This is a genomic window from Paraburkholderia fungorum, from assembly GCF_900099835.1.
Lineage (GTDB): Bacteria > Pseudomonadota > Gammaproteobacteria > Burkholderiales > Burkholderiaceae > Paraburkholderia > Paraburkholderia fungorum_A.
The window spans coordinates 103,920-127,274 of record NZ_FNKP01000004.1 but is presented as its reverse complement, the minus strand read 5'-3'; the positions used below and the strand labels follow the sequence as shown (position 1 = coordinate 127,274).

The 23,355-nt window shown below is 58.8% G+C and carries 14 protein-coding genes and 3 pseudogenes; 7 read left to right on the top strand and 10 right to left on the bottom strand.

What is annotated here, in order from left to right:
• Window positions 1-372: 372 nt before the first annotated feature.
• The 3 genes from BLS41_RS36135 to BLS41_RS36125 all read right to left on the bottom strand — a co-directional run bounded on the left by BLS41_RS36135 (window position 373) and on the right by BLS41_RS36125 (window position 4,815).
• A complete protein-coding gene (locus BLS41_RS36135; RefSeq protein WP_074773887.1) occupies window positions 373-1,494 on the bottom strand; it encodes a sensor histidine kinase in 1,122 nt (373 codons plus the stop codon).
• Window positions 1,495-1,585: 91 nt separating this feature from the next.
• A complete protein-coding gene (locus BLS41_RS36130; protein ID WP_074773884.1) occupies window positions 1,586-1,867 on the bottom strand; it encodes a DUF6723 family protein in 282 nt (93 codons plus the stop codon).
• Between the two features lie 749 nt (window positions 1,868-2,616).
• Window positions 2,617-4,815: a hybrid sensor histidine kinase/response regulator gene (locus BLS41_RS36125; RefSeq protein ID WP_074773881.1), complete on the bottom strand. Its 2,199-nt coding sequence runs from the start codon at window positions 4,813-4,815 to the stop codon at window positions 2,617-2,619.
• A 527-nt stretch (window positions 4,816-5,342) separates the two neighbouring features.
• Here BLS41_RS36125 and BLS41_RS40345 point away from each other — a divergent pair.
• Window positions 5,343-5,642, top strand: a pseudogene (locus BLS41_RS40345) (IS66 family transposase); the annotation flags it as partial.
• Window positions 5,643-5,660: 18 nt separating this feature from the next.
• On the opposite strand, the gene BLS41_RS36115 reads toward BLS41_RS40345, so the two are convergent.
• From BLS41_RS36115 to BLS41_RS36105, 3 genes and pseudogenes are all read right to left on the bottom strand, one after another.
• Window positions 5,661-8,348, bottom strand: coding sequence for an excinuclease ABC subunit UvrA (locus tag BLS41_RS36115; protein WP_074773878.1), 2,688 nt, complete (start codon window positions 8,346-8,348; stop codon window positions 5,661-5,663).
• Window positions 8,349-9,110: 762 nt separating this feature from the next.
• Window positions 9,111-10,170: pseudogene (locus tag BLS41_RS36110) on the bottom strand (IS110 family transposase).
• A 347-nt stretch (window positions 10,171-10,517) separates the two neighbouring features.
• A pseudogene (locus BLS41_RS36105) lies at window positions 10,518-11,691 on the bottom strand (IS3 family transposase).
• A gap of 129 nt (window positions 11,692-11,820) precedes the next feature.
• Here BLS41_RS36105 and BLS41_RS36095 point away from each other — a divergent pair.
• Both BLS41_RS36095 and BLS41_RS38785 read left to right on the top strand, forming a co-directional pair.
• Window positions 11,821-13,395: a hybrid sensor histidine kinase/response regulator gene (locus BLS41_RS36095; protein WP_253189919.1), complete on the top strand. Its 1,575-nt coding sequence runs from the start codon at window positions 11,821-11,823 to the stop codon at window positions 13,393-13,395.
• A 1,373-nt stretch (window positions 13,396-14,768) separates the two neighbouring features.
• Window positions 14,769-15,257 (top strand): response regulator receiver protein, encoded by a 489-nt coding sequence (locus tag BLS41_RS38785; RefSeq protein WP_143026496.1) that lies wholly within the window; start codon window positions 14,769-14,771, stop codon window positions 15,255-15,257.
• A 511-nt stretch (window positions 15,258-15,768) separates the two neighbouring features.
• On the opposite strand, the gene BLS41_RS36085 is transcribed toward BLS41_RS38785, so the two are convergent.
• Together BLS41_RS36085 and BLS41_RS36080 are read right to left on the bottom strand one after the other, a co-directional pair.
• On the bottom strand, window positions 15,769-16,044 hold the full coding sequence (locus tag BLS41_RS36085) for a GlsB/YeaQ/YmgE family stress response membrane protein (protein ID WP_074773869.1): 276 nt from the start codon (window positions 16,042-16,044) through the stop codon (window positions 15,769-15,771).
• Between the two features lie 1,120 nt (window positions 16,045-17,164).
• Complete coding sequence (locus tag BLS41_RS36080; RefSeq protein WP_253189918.1) at window positions 17,165-17,377, bottom strand: hypothetical protein; 213 nt, start codon at window positions 17,375-17,377, stop codon at window positions 17,165-17,167.
• Between the two features lie 997 nt (window positions 17,378-18,374).
• On the opposite strand from BLS41_RS36080, the gene BLS41_RS36075 reads away from it, so the two are divergent.
• Window positions 18,375-18,812, top strand: coding sequence for a response regulator (locus BLS41_RS36075; RefSeq protein ID WP_074773863.1), 438 nt, complete (start codon window positions 18,375-18,377; stop codon window positions 18,810-18,812).
• A 154-nt stretch (window positions 18,813-18,966) separates the two neighbouring features.
• On the top strand, window positions 18,967-20,085 hold the full coding sequence (locus tag BLS41_RS36070; protein ID WP_074773859.1) for a sensor histidine kinase: 1,119 nt from the start codon (window positions 18,967-18,969) through the stop codon (window positions 20,083-20,085).
• 335 nt (window positions 20,086-20,420) lie between these two features.
• Here BLS41_RS36070 and BLS41_RS36065 read toward each other — a convergent pair whose 3' ends face one another.
• Entirely contained in the window at window positions 20,421-20,678 is a 258-nt protein-coding gene (locus BLS41_RS36065; protein ID WP_074773855.1) for a hypothetical protein, read from the bottom strand.
• Window positions 20,679-20,772: 94 nt separating this feature from the next.
• Window positions 20,773-21,033: a hypothetical protein gene (locus BLS41_RS36060; RefSeq protein ID WP_143026494.1), complete on the bottom strand. Its 261-nt coding sequence runs from the start codon at window positions 21,031-21,033 to the stop codon at window positions 20,773-20,775.
• A 448-nt stretch (window positions 21,034-21,481) separates the two neighbouring features.
• On the opposite strand from BLS41_RS36060, the gene BLS41_RS36055 reads away from it, so the two are divergent.
• Both BLS41_RS36055 and BLS41_RS36050 read left to right on the top strand, forming a co-directional pair.
• Window positions 21,482-22,360, top strand: coding sequence for a manganese catalase family protein (locus BLS41_RS36055; protein ID WP_074773850.1), 879 nt, complete (start codon window positions 21,482-21,484; stop codon window positions 22,358-22,360).
• 198 nt (window positions 22,361-22,558) lie between these two features.
• Entirely contained in the window at window positions 22,559-23,107 is a 549-nt protein-coding gene (locus BLS41_RS36050; protein ID WP_074773847.1) for a hemerythrin domain-containing protein, read from the top strand.
• Window positions 23,108-23,355 lie beyond the last annotated feature (248 nt).

Here is a 23,355-nt window from a genome sequence, read left to right as displayed (position 1 = left end):
ATTGGCTGCGGTGTTTGTCCGCTTACACTGTAGATTCAACTGGTCACTGCAGTGCAGAGTCTTCAGGGACAGCTTTGGGTCGGTGACGGAAATTCAGTGCTGACTTACAGGCGCTGGTGCGCCGCTTCGGCTCGAATTTCCGGCTTCGGCCAGGAGCGGCCGGTCGAGGTCGTCGTCCAGTTCGGTTCTGGAGGCCCTCAATCATGCCCACTTCCCCGAAGGGAGGGCGGTGTCCATTCCATCTCGGCCAGTAAGCGCCATTCACGTCGGGGCATACGGTGTCGTTCAGATTAAGGTTCCTGGGTCACGGCAGGACGTTCGCCGTGACTGAGGGGCGAAGCGCCAATGGGCGATGAACGCCCGTCGCATCAGTCACGGGCGAAAGCGAGGGATTTTGAGCGTAAATGCGGTTTCGCGTTCGGAAGACTCGACGGAAATCGTTCCCTGATGGGCATGGGCGATGCACTGGCAGATGTACAAACCAAGCCCAACGCCGGCCGATAAACGTTTTGTCGCGGACGGCGAAACGGCGCGCGTCAACGGATCGAACAGCGTAGGCAGCACGTCCGCAGGAATCGGAGGCCCCTCATTCGATACGACGAGCGTAATCGAATCATCGTCGCCGACCGCCTTCAGGCGAACCTTGTTACTGCCGTACTGCACAGCGTTCGTCAGCAGATTGACGATCAGCTGGCTCATGCGCTGCCCGTCCCATGTGCCGGCAAGACTGCCCGTCGCACTTAGCTCGATCTGCGCTCCGGGCCTGGCCGCACGCACCTCCTCTACGGCGCCGACACAAATCCGCCCGAAGTCCTGTTCCGTCGGTTCTACAGGCAATGTGTCGCCCAGGCGGGTGCGTGTGAAGATGAAGAGGTCGTCCACCAAAGACCTGATCCGCTCCGTGCCACGTTGTAGATTGATTCCCGCCCGCAGACTGACCGACGACAGGTTTTCGTCGCGCAGAAGAAGATGTGCCGAATTGACGATGGCCGTCAATGGCGAGCGCATGTCATGCGCGAGGACTCCCGCAAACAGATCTCGAATCCGCTCGGTCCTTCTCGTGAACTGCCGCACAGATTCAGCGACCATCTGGTCGATTGCCTCGTTGAAACGGACCATTTCCTGAAACGCGGTCGCATCTGCCTCGCAACCCTGTTGCCACCGGTACAGGACACTGGCACGAAGTGCGCGATATTCCGCCACCACGGCGTTGATATCGAACCCATGAGTCTGACGGTCATCTGCGTGGGTCCGACCGACCTCATCAAAAGCCGGATCCGGAGCAATCCACTCGCCGCGCGATTTCGCTATCTGCTGTCCGGCATCTTGCGGTTCGCGAATGTTGGCAGCGATCCCGACCAGCAGATCGCGCGCTGAATCGCGCAGCTGCTCGTCGGTCATACGACAGCCCTTTGGTCCCACTATCCTGGCATAGTCCATCCAGTCCTTGATCAGGATGTCGAGATTTGCTTCGATGAAGTCCGAAAGTGTCAAGGAGATCCTCGGTGGGTGGGAGCCACATCGCTTTATGCGACATTCGCTGGCTTTCGCGGCGGCTAATCCGAACCGCTTGCCAGCGTCACTATTATTCCGGATTTTCCAGGTCCAGCGAGATGATCTCCTCGCCCTTGCTGACTGCCGCTTCGCGGGCCTCGGCCGGTGTTGCAAATGGGCCGATGGAGGGTGCGCCGTCGAAGGGAAACAGCAGCCGGTCGTCCGTCATCCGGACCACTTTCAGCTCACCCAGAAACGAGCCCGAACGGTTCGCGCGATAGCTGACGTACATGCGGTAATCGGATCGCGTCGCTGGAACGCTCTTGCATCGGCGTATAGCCGCTTTCGCAAAGAGCAGCTTGGGTCTGCTCATGTTTCCTCCCTTGTCGCCCCGCAGGCCAAGGCTCGCATAACGGCGTGGTGACGGACGGGATCCGGGGCATCGGTCCAAGCCGATGCAAAAAGGAGGGCAGCCGTGAAGGCCGCCCCTAACACACGCAGCGCCCCTGAGAGAGCCACTGCTACACCGAAACCTTTTTTCTCGCGATGGCGGAAAACGGGATGCGAGACAGAAAAGGATACCTGCCAAAGCATTTCATGGTGACCCTGTCTTAAGCAAATAATCGATTCAGCTGCACCAGCCGGATGGACCAATCCTACGTGCACACCAGATGGCCGGCTGCAGTGCAGGATCAGGCGGCCGCCATCTGACGCGGCTAGTGGCCGCTGGGGGTCGGGAAGACGCATTGGCAAGTGGCCGCTTCCAGGCAGATGAATGCCAGACCGCATTCCGGCGATGAGCTTGAAGACGTTTCCGCGAAAAGAAAAAAAGGCCGATTTACATCGGCCTTGAAAGGTTATCAGCTCGAGGCGGCTATAACCTGAGAGGGTTGTGAGTGTGCGCGAGTCCGCACTCGCCCGCCAGACAAAAGATGCGCAAAACATACACGTCTGCAACTCTTTTTGCGCTTAAGGTTCTGTTAAGGAAGTGGTGGCCTAGGTCCTGCGGGTATGCAGAGATGCGAACCGCGCAAAAACCTTTCTGCACGGCCAAGACAAACTGCAGAGCCCAGGGCCCGGGAACATGAGTAGCTCAAGGAAGGCGCCGCGACCGGCGTGGTATCAGGATCTCTTCGTGGTCGAGATTGCCCCGACGCGCCGGCGAATCCATTCGTCCATTGCGGCGAGGTCGATGACCGGCTTGAGAAACGCGGGCAGGCCGAGCGCCCTGAGCCGCTCGGCCTGATCGACAAATCCGGTCAGCATCAGCAAGGGAAGCTCCGGTTGACTGGTTTGCAGGTGCTCGGCCAAATCAACGCCATTCAGCTTCCCCGGCATCTGTACATCGGAGATAACTACCTGGAAAGGATGCGGCGGGACGAGCAGCAGGTAAGCCTCGTCCGCTGTGGCCGCATGTCTCACCTCGTAGCCCAGTGCCGAGAACATTGCCGTCTGCGCATCGGCAACCGTTTCGTCATCCTCCACAAGCAGCATCCTGATGGGCCTATCCGGTGTGCTCGTGTTCGCCGCTGCCGCTGGCTTGCTAAGAGGCTGCAAGGCCTGACCGTCTGTGCGGGGCAGAAAAAGGCTGACCGTCGTGCCAGCGGTCGGCGCGGCCGCGATGCTGCTATAACCACCGGAGAGTTCGCAGAATGAGCGTACCTGTGCCAGTCCGAGGCCCGTACTCCGGCCGGCCGGCTTGGTTGAAAAAAACGGATCGAAAGCCCGTGCAGCTGTCGCTTCGTCAATCCCCGGACCGCTGTCGGTGAGATCGATTCTCACGAATTGCGCTGGGGCTGTGGCAGGGTCGAACTGCGCGTCGACGTTGGAGATATGAATGGAGAGTTGGCCCCGGCCATTCATTGCGTCCCGAGCGTTGATGGCGATGTTGAGCAGGGCCAATTCGAGCTCCGCCTGATCCACGTGACACTCCCACAGGCGTTCCTGCAGCGTCAGTTCGATCTCTATCCCGACGCCTACGGCGGAGCGCAGAAGATCGACGTTACGCGACCAGTCGGCGACCGTCAGCTTCTCGGGACGTACGGGAAGCTTTCTGCTGACCGATAGCAGTTTCCGGGTGAGGGTTTGGCCCCGCTGCACGGTCTTCACGATGCGGTCAAGCAGGTCGGAATGCTGGGCGTTTGCTGCACGCGAAGCCGCATGCGCGTATCCGAGGATCGACATCAGCAGATTATTGAAGTCATGCGCGACCAGCGCCACCATGTTGCCGAGCGCTTCTAGCCGTTGACTTTCCTTCGCTGCGGCTTCGGCGGCAGCCCGCTTCACCGATTCTTCTTCGGCGTGCAGCCACAGCCGCTCTTCGACTCGCAGGCGCCTCAGAGAGAACAGGATCAGGATGAACAGTGCGCTCGACGGGAGCGCCGTGGCAATCGCGAGCGTCCTGAAGCGCGCGAGCCACGCCGAGCGGATCGAGGCTAGCGGGATTCCGGCGCTCGCATACACGTTATAGGCGCCGACGCGGCGGAACCCGAGGATCTTCTCTTCGCCGTCGACGCTCGAGACCATCTGGACCAGTCCGGCTTCCTGACCACTCGCGAGCATTTTGAAGAACGGTGTATCGCGGGCAATGCGTTCCGGCCGCGGGCCTGCGTTGCGCGACCATGCGAGAACCGCGCCATCGCTGCGAATCAGCCCGATCGTGACTGGGTGCTCATCCGCAAGCTGGCGGTAAAAGTGCTCGAAATAGTCCGCTGACATCGAGATCGAAACGAGGCCCGCAAAGGTACCGTCCGGCCGCACGTCACGCTTCATCACATTGAAGGTCGATCTTCCGGTGACGCGACCTTTCATCGGCCCGGACACGTATAACTGGTCGGTGCCGGCCACGGCTTCTTTGAAGTCGGACCGGTCGGCGATGTTCAGGTCCGGCGCCGGATAGACGACGCTGGTCGCACCAAGCAGGCCGTTCGCCATCCAGACCGACAGCGCATCGACCTGCCGGTAGCCCTGCACGAGCCGGTTCAGATAGTCGTAGAACGGCCGATCTCTGCGCAGCCGGTCTGACGGAGCGTCGGCTTGATCGCTGAGCGTGTCCAGCACGCGCTCGGCCAGCGCCGCGTTGATGTCGAAAATTTTTTGAGCATGCTCTTCGGCGATGTATGTGGAGCGTTCAGTCGTGTCTCGCGCAGCGCGGAGCCGGCCCTCCCAGTCCTGCCAGCCGAGCAGGCCCAGAAAAAGCGTTGGCGCGACCACTGTGAGCGCGAGAGCAAGAAAAAACGCCTGACGAGTCCGCTGGAATTGCGAATTGCGGTTGGTTCCAGCCGCGGCGGTGGGATCGGCAGACAATTTTCTGAATGGCATGTGGGCGCCGTTGCGCAAAAAGAGGAGGAGCAGCCAGGGCGCCTTATTGTAGCCAGCCTGTCGACGAATGGATCACGGGCGAGGCACCCACAAATGAAGTGCCCGATCGCGATAACGCCACGCGCTGAAGGTTTTCGAACCAATGACTCGTAGCTGAAAGGAACAAGTTTCAACGCTGCGTGTAAATGCCGCTGGCGTTTCGTTGCTCTGTGCGTGCAATGGCTATGATTCCGTCGTTTCGCAAGGTGGGAATGGTGGTTGCTGCACCAACAGCGCAGACCGGTTGAGCTACGCGTCACTATCTTGGGTCTGCGTCGGCTAGCGGTTTGAAGACAGGGAGACAGGGCGTGAACACGATAAAACACCTCTTGCTTTCTATGGCGCTTGTGATCGCCCTGCCGATGCTATGCGGCGGCTGTGACCGTTCCAGCGATTCGACCAGCAAACACTCTCCGAGCAGCGGGCTCCCCGCGTCGGTGTTGGTTGCCAGGTACGCTGAGCACCTTCGCCAGTAACGTCAGGAGCAGACCTTTGCCCAGGGGCTCGCGATATCCCGCTCGACATTAGGCGCATGGGCCGGAAACTGCGGGATGCAACTACAGCCGCAGGTGGACGCACTGCATCAGGAAATCCTGCAGCAGGGTCTGCCGCATGTTATCGAGGACTATGTGCGCGACCAACTCGACGACGACCGCCTCGTGCCCGGACTCAAGGCATGGCGTCCGAGCTTCCCTGGTTTCTGTCTCTACACGTCGAGCGGCGCGCAAATGCCGCCCAGACTGCGCACGCTGATCGGCTTTCTGACAGAGCAGCGCGGCGCTCGGTAGTGTGCATGCTTCCTTCTTTCATGCTACGAGGTGCTGCCGCAGATATTCGGCGGTGCAGCTTTCCTTCGCGCGCACGATGTGGGCCGGTGTGCCGCTCGCCACGATCTTGCCGCCGGCGTCGCCGGCCCCCGGGCCGACGTCGACAACCCAGTCGCTTTGCGCGACGACTCTCATGTCGTGCTCCACCACGACGACGGTATTGCCCGCATCCACGAGTCGCTGCAGTTGCACCATCAGCCGGTCGACGTCGGCGGGATGCAGGCCGGTAGTCGGTTCATCGAGGATGTACAACGTGTCGCCGCGTTGCGCGCGTTGTAGTTCCGTGGCGAGCTTGATGCGCTGAGCTTCTCCCCCGGACAATTCGGTGGCAGGCTGACCAAGCCGCAGATAGCCGAGGCCGATGTCACGCAGCACGTTCAGTGCGCGCATCACGCTGGCTTCGTCGGCGAAGAAATCGCAGGCGGCGTCGACGGTCAAGCCGAGCACCTCGGCGACGTTCTTATCGCGCCATGTGACTTCCAGCGTCTGCGGGTTGTAGCGCGTACCATCACAGGTCGAGCAGGGCGCATAGACGCTTGGCAGGAACAGTAATTCGACGCTGACGAAGCCTTCGCCTTCACATGTCGGGCAACGGCCTTGCGCCACGTTGAACGAGAAGCGGCCCGCGCCATAGCGACGCTTGCGAGCTAGGGGCGTGTCGGCGAACAGCTTGCGCACGTAATCGAAGAGGCCGGTGTAGGTGGCGAGATTGGAACGCGGTGTGCGGCCGATCGGTTTCTGGTCGACGCGCACGAGGCGGCGCAGCGCGTCCATGCCTTCGGCAATGTGCCCACCGGTTGGCGCGCTCGCTGCCGCGAGCAACAAATCCTGCTCGCCGTGGTCCGGGTTTTCAAAGACGCTGCCAAGGTGGCTGGCAACCATTTCCGGTAACGCCTGGCTCACGAGGCTCGATTTGCCCGAGCCCGACACGCCTGTGACGGCAGTCAGGCAGCCGAGCGGAAACGCGGCGTCCAGCCCATGCAGATTGTTGCGCGTGATGCCGGCGAGCCGAAGCCAGCCGGCCGGTTCGCGCGTCGCGCGCGCAACGGGCGCGGCCGACGCAAACAGATGCCGGCGCGTATGCGACGCTTCGACCTTCTCGAGGCCCGCGGGCGGCCCGCTATAGACCACATGGCCGCCGGCTTCGCCGGCCTCGGGACCAACATCGACGAGCCAGTCGGCACGCCGCATCATCTGAAGATCGTGTTCGACGACAAACAGCGAATTGCCCGCGGCTTTCAAACTTTGTAGCGCGCGGAAGAGCGCTTCGCCATCCGCGGGGTGCAGGCCGGCCGATGGCTCGTCGAGTACATACACGACGCCGAACAACTGCGACGACAACTGCGTGGCGAGTCGCAAGCGCTGCAGTTCGCCGGATGACAGTGTCGGCGTACTGCGCTCCAGCGCGAGATAGCCCAGACCCAGATCGACCAGAGTCGTCAGGCGTTCGAGCAACTCGGCAGCAATGCGTTGCGCGGCGATGCGTTTTTCCCCGGACAGGTTGGGTGTGCGCCGCACGTCGGGCGAGGCTTTATGCGCGGAACCGCCTGCGGCGATCCGCTTATCGACGGCATCGCGCATGGCGCTCCTGCTGAGCACGCTGCCTTTGCCGGCGTCTTTCCCCGAATGAGCGGCATCCGGCTCGGGCCATTCGCCGCGCGCGATCGGTTCGAGCATTTCGGCAAGTCTGGCTAGCGGCAACTGAGCGAACGCGCCGATATCGAGCCCGGCGAATTTCACCGACAGCGCTTCCTTCTTGAGCCGCTTGCCATGACAGGCTGGACAAACGCCGCCAATCATGAATTGCGACACGCGCTTTTTCATCAGCGCGCTTTGCGTGTTCGCGAACGTGTGCAGCACGTAGCGGCGTGCACTGGTGAATGTGCCCTGGTAGCTCGGTTCGTCCTTGCGATTCTGCGCGGCGCGCGTTTCTTTCGGCGTGAGTCCGGCATAGACCGGCACGGTCGGCTGCTCGTCGGTGAAAAGAATCCAGTCGCGGTCTTTCTTCGGCAAATCGCGCCACGGTTTATCGACGTCGTAGCCAAGGGTCACGAGAATGTCGCGCAGGTTTTGTCCGTGCCACGCGGGCGGCCATGCAGCGATTGCGCGCTCGCGAATGGTCAGGGAGTCGTCGGGTACCATCGATTTTTCCGTGACCTCGTACACGCGGCCAAGTCCATGGCAAGTCGGACAGGCGCCTTGCACCGTGTTGGGCGAGAAATCCTCGGCGAACAGCATGGGCTGCTTCGGTGGGTAGTCGCCCGTGCGCGAATAGAGCATGCGCACGAGACTCGACAGCGTGGTCACGCTGCCAACCGACGAGCGCGCGCTCGGCGTGCCGCGCTGCTGCTGCAACGCGACTGCGGGCGGCAGGCCTTCGATCGCGTCCACTTTGGGCACGCCGGCCTGCTCGATCAGGCGCCGGGCATACGGCGCGACCGATTCAAAATAGCGCCGCTGCGCTTCGGCATACAATGTCCCGAATGCCAGCGACGATTTGCCCGATCCGGACACGCCGGTGAAGACGACCAGCGCATCACGCGGAATCTGCACATCGACGTTTTTCAGATTGTGTTCGCGAGCGCCGCGCACCCGCACGAAACCGGTGAAGGCAGATTCCCCGGACGGCGGCGATGTCGAGCGGGCTTGGTTGTGGATGGCGTCCATATCGGCAGAGTGGCGAATAAGCAAGGCCCTATGGGGCCAACGCTAACCAAACCGCACGAAGCATGCCCGACGGTTATGTGGCGATGATGCCAGTGAAGGCAGGGCGCCCGCACGCCCGTCAAATCCCAATGACCCGCGCGGAAGATGGCAGTTTTCGTTCCTCGGAGAGTTCGGCATGGAAACGCCGTGTACTGGGGATGGCCGTTAATCACATCAAAGCAGCCGTAGAGGTCCGGCCGGGTTCAAGGTCCGGAGTGGGTCGGGAAGACGCGTTGCCAAGTGGCCGCTTCTAGGCAGTTGAATTCCACTGACCGCTTTCCGGCGATGAGTTTGAAGTGTGGACGGACTCGGCCCGACCCACTCCGGTCAGATAGCTTCCTCCAAACCGGTCACCCAGCCAGATTCAGATTTTGCGACTTGGAGCGCCGATAAGCGGCCTATAAGGACCTTCCAGTTTTTGCAAGCTGGGTTTAGTGATTCATATGTTCGATTCCTGTATCGGTCAGTGGAGGACTTCAACGACAACGGTTGGCGGCGTGACAGACTGCATGCCTATAAACGGCCTTGTTGGGCGCCATCACAACCGCGCCTGGGCCCAGATAGTAACCGCGCAGCAGGACTCCATCCGTTGGACGGCGAATACATTTCGTGTAGCGCCTCACCGCTTATCGAGTTCGCCCGCTGCCGGTCTGACCTGTCGCTATCGTTCGTCGAATGCGTCCTCAACTTCGGAACCAGTTTATGGCGATGTCGTTTGGGGTATCAGGCGCCCGTCGCCCCACCAGTGCGGGCGGGCGCGTAGGACGGATCGAATCGCTCCCCCTTGGCGAGCACTGCCCACAGAATGCGTGCATGCTTGTTCGCCACGGCGACCAGTGTCTTGTAGTAGCCCACGCGCCTGTAAGTGGACAATCCAGCGCGAGAGCCGGTCGTCACGTCGGTGCGCCGTCAGGACCGCTGAGCGGGCACCCTGGAACAGTAAGGTTCGCAGATAGTCGTTGCCCTGTCTGGTGATGCTCCCGAGCCGCTGCTTGCCTCCGCTGCTTTTCTGTTTGGGCACGATGCCGAGCCAGGCGGCCATCTGCCGGCCGTTCCTGAACTGGCGGGCATCTACCACCGTCGCCACTGCGGCCGATGCCGTTAGCCGGCCCACGCCGCACACGTCCATGCAGCGTTGCGCCTGCGGGTCGCGGTTGGCATGCTCGGCAATCTGTCTGTCAAACCAGGCAATCTGCTCATCCAGTACCTGCCATTGTTCGCAGCCGCGCAACAGGGCCAGCCGCGCCGGTCCTGTCAGCTCATTGCTGCCGTCCTCAATGCGCTCCATGAGGTGCTCGTGTAACCGGCGGATGCCTTGCGGCAGGAACACCCCGAACTCGGCCAGCAGCCCGCGCAACCGGTTCACCAGCGCGGTACCCTCTTCGACAAATCTGGTACGCATGCGGTGCAGCACCAGCACGCTTTGCTGCGCAGGTGACTTGACCGGCACGAAACGCATGTGCGGGCGGCTCGCCGCTTCGCAGACAGCTTCGGCATCGAGTGCATCGTTCTTTACATGGGCGCCGCCTTTACGATAGGGCGCGACAAATTGCGGGGGAATCAGCCGCACCTCATGGCCGAGCGCGTGTAGTTTGCGTGCCCAGAAATGCGCCGCACCGCATGCCTCCATGGCGATCAGACACGGTTCCAGATTGGCAAACCAGCTCACAAATCGCTCCCGCGGAATTGCTTTACGTACTACGACGCGTTCGGCGCTGTCGACCGCATGAATCTGCATCACGTTCTTCGCCAGATCCACGCCAACACGAGTAATCCTGTCCATGACATCCCCCTTCCCGGAAGGTCGAAGCACCAGCCATGATGGCACCAGACGGTGTCGATCCTGCAATCAGGGAGGTCCTTACCAATTCATTGGATACCGCACCAATCGGCCAAGAAGCGCGGTTGTCGGGACACTGACCACGACATTCGGAGGACCACTCAACTGCGCAAAGCGGCCTCTCGACTCCAGACCATAGATGCGACTAGTTAGATTACGGTCTGTTCCCAAGTCTCACGCGGCCAATGGGTGTGTGCCCATCAATGTACGGAAGCGCACATATCGACGCGATATCCGAGGACCCTTAAGCGTTCCTTTGAGGTCGGTCGGAATCGGTGGAGGCCAACGCGTTAAGCCGCAGTACGATCCAGATAAAATCGCTGCGTAAATGCGGCAGGCGACAGGTAGCCGAGACGGGCTTGCGTGCGGTGCCGGTTGTAAAACATTTCGATGTACTCGCTGATGGCGAGCTGGCTTGTTCCCGCGTAGCGAAGCGCAGATGATAGATCAGTTCACTCTTGAGAGAACCCCAGAAAGATTCGATCGGCGCGTTATCGTAGCAATTGCCGCGGCGACTCATCGACGCGCGCATGCCGAACTGCCTGACGAGCTCCTGGTAAGCCCGTGCGCAATATTGCGAGCCGCGGTCGGTGTGCTGAATCAGGCCGGGCTTCGGACGTCGGCTTGAGACGGCGCGAAACAGCGCCTGCATCACCAGATCTTTCGTCATGCGTTCGCTCATTGCATAGCCAACGATTTCGCCGCTGTACAGGTCTTTCAGGCCGGCAAGATATAGCCATCCTTCGTCAGTCGCAATATACGTGATGTCGCCACACCAGGCCTGATCGGGCGCTGACACGGAGAATTTCTGGTTCAGCAGGTTCGGCGAGACCGGCAAGTCATGCTTTGAATTAGTGGTGGCCCTGAACTTACGCTTCTGCCGGCACCGCAGGCCGAGCTTTCTGCGCAACCGTTTTATCCGGTGTACGCCCACACAAACGCCGTGCCGTTCGAGATCCCTTTGCAACCGCTCCGGACCGAAACTTTCGCGCGTACGCTGATGGGCAGCGAGCACCTCCGTCTCCAGTCGGGCTTCCTGCCGTGCCCGGTTGGAGGGCGTGCGTTTGCGCCATGCGTAATAACCGCTGACCGAGACGCCGAGCAAGCGGCACATCGGCGGCACCGGATATTCCTGTCGCATCTGTTCAATCACGCCGTACTTCACCGCGACTCCCTCGCAAAGTACGTCGCGAATTTTTTTAGGAGATCGCGCTCCATCTTCACTTCCGACAGTTCCCGCTGCACGCGTGCCAGCTCGGCTTCAAGTTCGGTCTGCGGTTTCTGCTCCTTGCCGACCTCCCGCAGCTTGCCCGCTCTAGCCGAACGGACCCAGTTCGCCAACGTCTTCATCGGAACTGACAGCCGACGTGCGGCCTCCGAAACGCCTACACCTTCGGTCAGCGCAAGCTTGACCGCCTGCTCACGAAATTCGCTCGTGTAGACCGCCCTGGGAATTCGATTCATCTATGCCTCCGTTTCACAATTGTACGAAACGTTGGCCTCTACTTTTTTCGACCGACCTCACCCTCAACATCGTCGAAAATATTGGACACTGTCCACATCTGAGCGCGCCAGGTGCAAGCATCGAGGCGATTGAACGCTTTCTCCGCGCTCACAGCCTTGTATCGGGCGGTCAGTGTGCTCACAGTTGACGACGCGTTCGAATACGCTGCGTGTGGACTGGTTGCTACCACAACCGATGGCACAGTCGTTCGCGTCAACTCGTTGTTCTGCCGTTGGCTTAGTTACGAGCCTGATCAACTGGTGGGCATTCGAAGGCTGACGGATCTTCTTACCGTCGGTGGAAAGCTGTTCCATCAGACGCATTGGGGGCCGCTCCTCCAATTGCAGCATTCGGTTGCCGAGCTGCAGCTCGAAATGGTCCGTTCTGACCGGACTCGAGTTCCCATGCTGATGAACGTGAGCCGTAGCCGCAGTGTTTCCGGCGACCTGGATCACTTTGCTTTTATGGTAATTGCCGATCGTCACAAGTTCGAGCAGGAACTGCGCAAAGCCCGGTCCGACGCAGAGGCCGCACTCATCGCAAAGCATGAGGCGGAGGAGGACCTGCGACGAGCAGCAAGGCGCAAGGACGAATTCCTTGCCACGCTTGCGCATGAGCTGCGCAATCCTCTCGCCCCGATGCGAAGCACGGTGGACCTGTTACGCGCGCGCCGGCTGGACGATCAGCGTGCGGCATGGGCGTACGGCGTGCTTGACCGGCAACTCGCGCAGGTGCCGCATCTCGTCGACGATCTGCTCGATGTGTCACGGATCAATGAAGGCAAAATCGAGTTGCGTCGCGCCCCAACAGACCTTGAGGAGATTATGCGGACAGCGCTGGAAGGTAGCTTGCCTCGCATCACCGCCGCGGCGCATCAGCTGTCGGTCTCGGTGCCAGCCGAACCGCTGACCGTTGATGCAGACCCAACGAGGCTGTCGCAGATCATGCAAAATCTTTTGAACAACGCCGCCAAATACACGCCGTCGGGTGGAAACATCTGGTTTGCCGCGCATCGTGAGGGTAATCACGCGGTCATTTCCGTGCGCGACTCAGGTATCGGCATGCACGCCGACGATCTGCCCTCGATGTTCGGACTGTTCACCCAGTTGCCAGGCGGCAAGCAGTATTCCCAAGGTGGCCTTGGTGTTGGACTCGCGCTCGTCAGGATGCTGACCACCCTTCATGGAGGGACTGTGTCGGCGTCAAGTGAAGGCATTGGCAAGGGCAGCGAATTTTTCGTTCGGTTGCCGCTTTGCAGCCCGACTGCAGAGGAGAGCAGTGTGAGACCAATGGCTTTGGTTGAGCCTCACCGTATCCTTATCGTCGACGACAATCACGATGCGGTGGATAGCATGGCCATGCTGCTCGAACTTGAGGGTCATACGGTGTGGCGTGCGGCGGACGGGCAGTCAGCGTTACGGCTTGCGGAGGAAAACAGGATCGATGTCGCGCTTCTTGACATCGGATTGCCGGATATGTCCGGGCATGAACTGGCCCGACGCATGCGCAAATCTTCAGGTGGCGACGATTTGCTACTGGTTGCAGTGACAGGGTGGGGCCAACCAGAAGATGTCCAGAAAGCGAAGGACGCGGGCTTCGATCTGCACTTCACCAAACCGGTTAATCTGGATCAGCTGCGCGAAGCTATGAGCACGGCCAGTTAGGGTCTAGGCATGCCGAACGTGTGCTCTCCCAGCAGATACAGATATCGCGGTCGCGTGTAGGCCAATTCAGATCACGTTACGTGCCACCTCAGAGCTCAAGGTGCCGCATTTTCCTGCGCTGCTCATACCGTAGCCGAAAAGACGGTTACGCGATGGTGTGCTTCAGATCGAGCCAGACAGGGACGGTGACGGTAGCGCCTGGCGGAAACGCTGGAGAAGCGCACCGACCTGCGAGCTTCGACGAGGGGACCGATGTATCCACGGGTGCGAAAAAACAAGGCGCCCGTTGGTGGGCACAAAAGCAGAGCGGTGCCGAAATAAAAAAGCCGACCAGGGATGGCCGGCCAAAAGGTCACTAGCGTATCCGAGGTAGCTAGAACCTGAGAGGTGCACAGTATGTTCGCTATCGGTTGGAGTTGCGAGCTTTATTTCCCTCGTGTGTCCCCGTGCCCCGCGGCTTGTCCCTTGCGAATGTGCCGCCTGCATTCGCGGATAGCCATCACGAGCTAACCAGTGCGGATTCAACGACCTGCCGGCGCGGAACCCAAATAAAAAATGCGGATTAATGCCGGATGGATATTTAACCGTCGCTCTTTTTAGAGGTCTTCGCTGTAATCGGTTATAAAGAAAACGGTAATATGGCGGCAGAGCGTGTTTGATATGAAGAAATTAATCTAGTGCAGGCGCTGAGTTTAAGATCGACAAAGCTTATTATTTTCCGGCAACTGCCAGCTGTCGCTAGCGGGTTTCCATAAAAAGCGGGAATAGGGTTGCAGCGCAATCGTTTGCGGAATCTGGTCAAGCAATTATTACTTATCTTCTTTCGGCTTGAGGAGAAAGATGACCAACGCCTGGTTGAAGCCCCCACTTGCTTGATTATTTAATTTTTGTTTTCATCTCCCTGCTGCCCACCTTCGCAAGCTTTTAATCCATAAATTCGTTGTGGGAGGGTAGCTCATGTTGGGCAGCGCCTGGCCAGAACCTGAGAAAGCATTCCGACAGCAGTGGGGACCATGTATCCCCGGGGCGCTGCATTTTTTTGGACAACGTTTTTGGGAAAGATATTGTCATGGAATCCCTGCTCGAATGTCATCGCCAGAATAATGGATCACGTCTGATTCGCATTACACAACATGTTTGGGGGCGGAAGAGGTGACGGCCAGATTCTGGCATTTGCAGATAAATACATCACAGCTCGTACAGTCCAAAGCTTTCATGTGAGACACCGCTAGACCTGGGGCCGCTGAAAGCGGACTGGTAATATCCGGCGGGATGGGAGCGAAGTATGATCAGTTAATGCGAATGTCATGGCAAACCTGATGACCATCTACTGATGACGCCGTGGGGTCGTAGCGCTAGAAATCAACATTCTTATGGGTCATCCTTCTTCCATCTCTGCGCCTGCAATGCGGGCCGATCGTCTAAGTCATAAGAGTGCAGTCGATTTTGCTTTGTGGAGCCAGAAGATTCCGAACGTTCCGAATCGACCTCGAAGCGTTGTTGTCGCACACGCAGACACCCATGTCGCGGAGACTTTAGCGCTGTATTTCAGATTGAAAGAAATTAGCAGCGTCACGACATCCGACATGGCGCAGGTTGCATTGATACTGGATTTCTGGAAACCCGGCGCCGTATTGATCGATACGCGTCTTTGTTGGCAGGACAACTACAGCTTGATTCGCGAAGCGTCTATTGCCTATGCGCTTTCTGGCGTTTTAATTATTGCATTGACAGGCGCGTCCGGGGAGGAACAACCTGCCGACATGCAGCGGCTCGGCTTTGACGGAATCTGCACGGAACAGTTTTCCGCGTGGAGGACAGTAGAAATGCTATCTAACCATCTTATAGCGCCAACTTTATGATCTGCGACGTCGAGACCGCCAGCGTACCGCGACGGTCGAGAGCATAAGGGGCCGTGACAGGCTGCCGATACTCATTCCGTTTTGCACGCTCGGCGGTTGCCTTCTGATACATATCCGAGAAATTATCCTTCCGTTGTACAGTCTGGAGCGCCGGCCAGCAGCTTCAATGACTCCCTTGATTGCGGGACCCTGGAATCCGTCAACGGCTGTGCTCTAGTCATTCTGCCCCGGTCTTCCTGCGGTGTGAAAATCCAGTCTCTTGTTGACTAAGATAATTGGCAATCCTGTGTATGTGGGTTTTCCTCGGTTGAGCGCGCTGTATTGGCCCGCTACCGGAAAGCATCGCAACGGTCCGATGAGCAGTCATCCCAGTAGCATGGATGCCATGCACTGACGAGTTCCGCAATGTCGGCTAATCACCAGAGACGCCTGGAGAGACGTCCCCGATGCCGGGACTCAGGCGATGTCCAGAGGGCGCCTGAGTCCGGGCGTGCGGATGACTAACTGAGGATCACAGCGGCCCTGAACGACCGCGAGTGAATAGACGCACAACGAATAGCAGGATGACAGCGCCGATCAGCGCAGTGACAAGCGAACCGACTATGCCGCTGCCGAGATGCAGGCCCAAGGCCCCACCTAACCAGCCGCCAATAAACGCTCCCACGATTCCTACAATAATATCGACAACGATGCCGAAGCCGCCGCCGTCGACGATTCTGCCAGCGAGCGCCCCAGCGATGCCGCCAATAATCAGCCAGAAGATGATGCCGTGCGAGACCGGTTCCATATTGCTCCTTTACAGTTAGTTACCCATCGCAGCAATGCTTGCCGTTGCTGCGCGCTGCGTCCCCCTATGCAAGCAGCGTTCCACCCCTTCAAGCGACACAAATAGTGGAGTGGGCGGCCGCACGAGCGGTTTGATCGCAGGGCCTGCGCATGAACACCGAATCTCGACGCAACGAGTAATCGACGCGGTTTCACTGGACGTTCGTGCGCCCGCCTGGGGTGAACAGCAGATAAAAAAAGACCCTTGCGCCACAAGCGAAGGGTCGAAGGAACGTGCACGTCGCGGCTGAGGACGCGAGGTGCGGTGCGGGATTAGCAATTCGTGTTCCTGGCTGGAAGCGGAGGGCAAACGTGAATGTGCCGCTTTTGGTTCGAGACGCGCGTTTATACACTGCAAACAGATAATCGAATTTTTGGCTGAAGGGCCGCTATGACCAACCACGGAGGACAGGATGCTGGGTGTAGATTGAAGAATTGGCAGCAAAACATGGCGTGACTGGCAATCTGGAGGCGTTCGTTCGCGCTGTCGAGCACCACACGGTTACCAGTGCGATATCTATCCTGGCGCTTAGCTTCCCGAACCCAAACTTAACGACTTCTGATGCGGTGCATGTGGTTTCGCAGATGGACCGGCTGCGGTCCGCGCCAATACGGAATGGCGAATAGAGCAACCGTTCATAATTTCCCATTTACATCGTCTTAGGTCGGCTATCCGGCGCGTAAACGGTTCCACGCCTTTTTGTCTGGTGTCAGGCGCTTTTGAACAGCCGGCTAGGAGCGCAGAGGCCATCGACAAATTTATGGCAATGGCAATCGTCGTCGCCTACTTCAGCCGGAAATCCCTCATCGCAGAAACCTCCGAATCCGTTCTGAGCCGCTCCTCCTCGCGCCGTAGTTGACAACGGATCGGTGGACGGCCGACGGCGATCCGTACGGACTGTCAGAAGCGCACGCTCGCGGACTTTGAAGGTCAACGGGAGACAATACCGGCTCATACGGAAACGCCGCGCATCGGGCAGCCGCCCCAGATCCGGCGGCTTTCCACGCACAGAGGTGGCGCCGGGATTTTCGGGCAGTGCGGGGTTAAATCAAGTTAACCGCTTCGGTCTTGATGGGATCGGTCACTCGGCTTCTGGCATAGCCCGCACGATGGCGGCTGCGGCTGCTTTTCCTCGTTTCTCCAGTTCCTCGGCCAGTAGGTGCAAGAAGACATCCAGGTCGCCCCTCTTGTGTCGCCCATGGAATTCTTTCAAGGCGTCGGTAATGGCTGCACGCTGTGAGACTTCAGTTAGCGCACTGCTGATATGTGAGCCTCCGCGTGCCAGATCGAGCATGTAGACAGCTCGATAGGAGTCACGGCTCATTCCCTTCCGTGTTGGTTGTCGTGCCATCGCTCTCTGATTGTTTTGTGGGCCAGTGCGGCTTTCTGCACGCCGGGTCATTTACGAACGACTACCGTCGAGAACGAGATCAATGAAAAAGAATCTCTGACCTGCGGGAAGCGAAGCGATGTCTTGTGCCAGGCGGGCACGACCGAAACGAGTGGCAGTGATCGGCCAGCAGACATCGAGCCATCCGATCGAAGGAGCCAGAGACTGAGAAAAAGCCAGTATGTCCGCTTCCGGCTAAGCTGGCGAGCTAAATTTGACCCATGGGCCCTGGCTAACACGGCGCGCCTTTACACGCCAGAGCGGCTGACAATTATCCGTCCACTCAACCTGCGAAAAAGCCGTTGAAACCTGCGGCAAACCAAATTCGGCTTTGCATTTCAAATGTTTTCGTTAGGTTGTATCGGTTCCAGCCGCTGGCTGAAAGTGACAGTTGCCTGCTACGAAGCGAGCCGCCGGCTTTCATTGCCCGTCTTCTAAGGTCTATGCCCGCAGAATTGCGGAAAGCTGTGCCGCTGGCCCTCTCGGCGATCCTGATCGGCCGCACAGACCGACGGCAGGGAAATGAATGCCTCTGGTGGCCTCCAACTCCCGACTTCCCGAGGCAAGGCTCATGTTCAGCAATAACGTTGCGATCAGCAATGCCGGGTGAAAGATCCATGTTTGCTAGAAATTTGGCAAATAAATTTTCTGTGAAGTGCAGTCCCGGTCAGGCGATCGTCGCGCGTTTCATTCCGGTCGTGCGGACTTTCGCTCCGTTCGTCGTCTCGCCATCGCAAGAATCGTCGGGCCGGGGGCACTCTTCAAATAACGTCGCTGCCGATCAACAGTCACCCGACCAGAAATGATCACGATACCGTCAGTGGACGTCTTCATTGACCGGATGATCGACGCCCACCCGGCTGGCACGTCTCATGCGCAGGGCCTCGCAGGGGGATGATATATGTCGCTACCTGATTTACTTCAGCATAAGGCCGATCCATGGACGACTCGTCGCGCCAAGGTCAATTGCGCCGCTTTGCGTGTGCTCGTCGTCGACGACGACGAACATGCTGCGTTGGCCGTGGCAACCTACCTAAGTGCGGAAACTCTGGATTCTCGCGCGGCTTTCGGGGGGCTGGAAGCGGTCGACGCCAGTCGTGTGTGGGAGCCTCACATTATCCTGATGGATCTCACCATGCCGCATCTTGACGGATACCATGCGACGCATGCTCTCCGGCAGGACACTTCTGGGCGCGATACGGTGATAATCGCCCATACCGCGCTGGACGAGACTGAGGTGCGTCGCCACGAGATCGCTGCTGGTGATTTTGATGCTTATTTACGAAAGGGCCGCTCGCCGGCCCAGCTAATCGCCTTGCTCCGATTTTTCGGAGCGTGATCTAGCGTCCGCTCGAGGCAGCAGGGGACTCTTCTGAAAGAGCGGAATCTTGTGGCTGCTCTTCGAAGTGGCGGCCTGTGACTGAATCCACCTTCGCGCGAGCTTCTCACTTGCTGATCCCAACCTGGCGACATCATTTCTGTGGAGACCTCCGATGAAACTCACAGATTTCATTGAAGCTGATCTTTCCGGTCTGATTGACGATTGGACTGAGTATGCCCTCGCGCTCAGCCAGGAGAACAGCCGGCTGACGGAAAAGCAGCTGCGTAACTCGTCGGGCGAAATCTTGCCGGCGATCGCAGCCGACATGCGTGCAGCGCAGAATGCGGAGCAGCAGCAGGCGAAATCGCGAGGAGGCGCCGAGGTTGATGACTCTAGTTTCAATCGGATCGCCCGCCGACATGCGGAGGATCGTCTTTCACACGGTTTCGGCATCAACGATGTGGTGGCCGAATTCCGGTCCCTTCGCGCGACGGTGTTGCGTCGGTGGCAGAAGACGTCGGCTGGAGGCCCATCCGCCTTCGAGGAAATGATTCGCTTCAATGAAGCTATCGACCAGGTACTCGCAGAGTCGGTGCGACATTACGCCTACCGAAGCGAGCACACCCGGGACCTGTTCGCGGGCGTGCTCGCCCACGATCTGCGCTCGCCGCTCGGTGCGATATTGAACGCTGGAGAAGTATTGCTGCGTGACGAGGGTTTGTCTCTTGGTGGCGCCAGAGCCGTCGCGTTTGTTCAGCGCGGAGCGCTGAGAATGAAGCAGATGATCGATGATCTACTCGTCTTCACCCGCACGCGTCTGGGAGATGCGTTGCCGGTTACCTTCACGCCGCAGGATATGGGACGGATCTGTAGCGATGCCGTAGACGAAGTGCGGGCATCCTACCCCGACGCGCACATTGAAGTACGGCTAGGCAATGAACTTCGTGGTCGTTGGGATGGCAGCCGGCTCAGCCAGTTGCTGGTCAACGTCCTGACGAACGCCGTGCGGTACGGATCGGGAAGCGTCGTGGTCGAGGCTGGCGTCTCCGGGGCAAAAATGACGCTGACAGTTTTCAGTGAGGGAAATCCGATCCCAGAGCATTCATTGCCCACGCTGTTTGATCCGCTAACGCGAGCAGGGCCAGCCGACCGGCGCGGCACAGCCGCCGGCATGGGTTTAGGCCTTTACATATGCCGTTGCATCGCTACCGCGTATCAAGGGACCATTAGTGTTGCGTCGTCGAAAAGCGGAACGCACTTCACCGTTTCACTACCGTGCGCACCCGCGTAACTCGCCGTCTCCGATGCTAAACCGGTGGTTACACTGCTGCCCGATTGAGTTCTGGCTGGCGAGCCTTCAGTATGCGTCCGGACTATCAGGCTCGCTTGGTTTGGTATTCGAAACATACCCGAACGAGCGGCTTCACAATTTCCTTGCCGCTCCTTGCATCGATGTCGTTCGCGCGCTGGGTGCCGTAGCTTGCGCGACGTGCCGGGCTGATCTGGCGTGAAGTCGTCATCGTGCTGCGGCATCGCAATGTCGCAAAAGTAACATCGCAACATTCCCAAACGCCTCGAAATGGCGACACCCTTATATACAGCGAGACAGCGCTTCCCGTCGCTCGGTCAAGCCGCAGAGTCGGGCTTGCTCCGCGGATGGTCACTGCTGGCGTCAGGACTACTGTCAGAATCAATCAGGTCGTGCTCCGGCACGAAAGGCCCCTCGTCAGGGTGATCTTTGGCCTGCGGTACGAGTGTCTCATCCATGTTTCCGTGTGGGCGCTGCTTAATCGTGCCGTCGGGTTTTTCTTCCACGTCGCCGTGACCTTGGGCCTGCCTGCGCTCATCAGCCCGCTCAACAGGATCGGATGGTTCCGGGTTCATGTGCTCTCCAGCGAAGGGTAGTTAAAAAATTGCGCGAATTTACCTGTCGGCATCAATGGATCGGTCTCGCAAGAAACAACTATAAAAACGACTATCAATCGCTTTGCTCATCGAGATTTTTGCTCGATGAGTTTGATCCCTCGGTATCTGGTTTAGCCGACTGATCTTTACCTGATTCAGTGGTCGAGACATTCAGTTCCTCAAGGGTGCGATCAATCTTCTCACTGTCGCCCTCTTCCAGTGCCCGCCGCGCGCTGTCGTCCGAAACGGAATTCGGGGCCGTCCTGGCCTGCCCGGACGAGGCACCATCTGCGTTGGGGGCCTTCTCCTCATCATTCACTGTCAACTTCGCCATATTTCCTCCGTCGGTAGTAGCGGGTCATTAATCCAACCCGGAATTGAGTGCGCATCGTCTGTGCCTGAGGGCTCATGGCAGTTCGATCCGTCACCTGCTCGGGGATCAGGAAACACGAAGCTCTGCGACCTCTTTGACGAGTCACATGCGATTCAGGATGTCCGTGGGATGTGCTGCCAATTTGAACGCTATGACTCAAGCATGGCTCGGTACGAGCGGTCGAAATCCAGGCGATCTGCGGCACGGTCCATGCTGAACTCTGAGTGCGAGCAATTTTTCTTTTGCGGTTCGCACCGCTATCTGGCCGAAGCCAGCATAAAAGGCTTTGAGACCTGGACGCCTGTTTTTACTGGCAGCCGTTTCGCGGGTTGCCACGTTCAGGAGAACACCTGTGCACCCGGATGCGCTACGCACCGGGAAACCTCTATGCCCCGAAAAAGGAGATTTCATGTTCACCCACAATAAACGTCTTCAATACACCGTCCGCGTGGCCGCACCGAATCCGGGCCTCGCCAATCTTCTCCTCGAACAGTTTGGTGGCCCACAGGGCGAGCTGGCTGCCGCATGCCGCTATTTCACCCAGGCAGTGGCGGAGGATGATCCCGGCCGCCGCGACATGCTGTTCGACATCGCAACCGAAGAACTCAGTCACCTCGAGATCATTGGGTCCATCGTTGCCATGCTCAACAAGGGCGCGAAGGGCCAACTTGCAGAAGCGGTAGAAGAGGAAGCGGAGCTCTATCGCTCTCTCACTGGCGGAGGTAACGATTCACACACCACCGCGTTGCTCTATGGTGGTGGTCCGGCACTGACCAATTCTGCTGGTGTGCCGTGGACGGCGGCTTACATCGATACCATTGGCGAACCAACAGCCGATCTGCGTTCCAACATCGCAGCCGAGGCACGCGCAAAGATCGTGTACGAACGCCTGATCAATGTGACCGACGACCCGGGTATCAAGGAAGCGCTGGGCTTTCTGATGACGCGGGAAATCGCGCACCAGAAGTCGTTCGAAAAAGCGTTGCACTCGATTCAGCCAAACTTTCCGCAGGGAAAACTGCCTGGCGACCCCCGATTTACGAACGTGTACTACGACCTGTCGAAGGGCGATGACATGCGAGGCCCGTGGAACGACGGGCCAGAGTGGCAGTTTGACGAAACGCCGAAGCCCGCTGTTGATGGCGGCGACGGCACCGCTCAGGTCAACGTGGGGAAGCAGGACCTTGAGGTGCTGAAGGGGATGGCTGCACGGACGGCGTCGGCTACGGATGTCGATCCCACGACGGGTGCCGATCTCGGCGCTGGTCAGGCTACGAGCAAGATCTAGGGGATTTGCCGGCCGGGTCGCCGGCCAGCGCGATGCCGCCAGATGTCGCTCTCAGTTTTGCAGACCAGGTGATGGCCGCCTGGTCGTGCGAAAACCTCCCGCAGACAGTCTCGGATTTTTATTCCGTTCGGCCAGTGAGCGCGACGACGCTAAACGCCAGGTGGCCATGTCCCACAACCCAAATCAAGGAGCACAACCATGAAGACCCACCGTAAAGCCACTCCCGATGTAGAGGTCTCGAAGCGCAACCCGGCTTCGTCGGTTCAAGATGCGATCAGTGTACTCATCGCTGACCATCGTGCTGTGCAAACACTTTTCGACGCTTTTAAAAGAGCCGACGAGCATGATTTGGATCGCAAAGGCACGCTCGTCCGGCGGGCATGCGAAGAGTTGAGTATTCACGCCATGGTTGAGGAAGAACTCTTATACCCTGCCGCTCAGGAGGCCCTTGACGAGGACAAGCGGCCAGATGTTGAAGAGGCATTCGTCGAGCATTACCTCGTCAAGGTTCTGATCGAGAAATTCAGCACGCTAAAGCCGGGGCAAAAGGGATTTGACGCAACATTCAAAGTGTTGACGGAGATGGTGAGCCACCATATTGAGGAGGAAGAGTCCGAGCTGTTCCCCGCACTGAGAAAGTCGAATGCGGACCTTGAAACCCTCGGCGCAGAGATCACGAAGCGCAAGGCGGCACTCGAGGCAAAGTTACCAAATGACGTGGGCGATCGTACGACGCAACTTCACTAGCCCATGTAGTTTGGTGGAAACAGCCGTTGATCAGAACATGGGCTGGCGTGGGTGAAAGTGTCGTGACCGGGGTCCGACGCAATCTCCTAGGACGCACCTGGATGAACTCGGAACGCGTATCTCAGTGGAATGTCCGGGGATACGGCCGCGTAGGCTCTTGATGATCGACTTCAGACAGCGGGACGACAAAGCCGGATGGGCAGGTCAAAAAATTGCGGGGACGAGTCCTGCGATGGAAATTTCGTGCG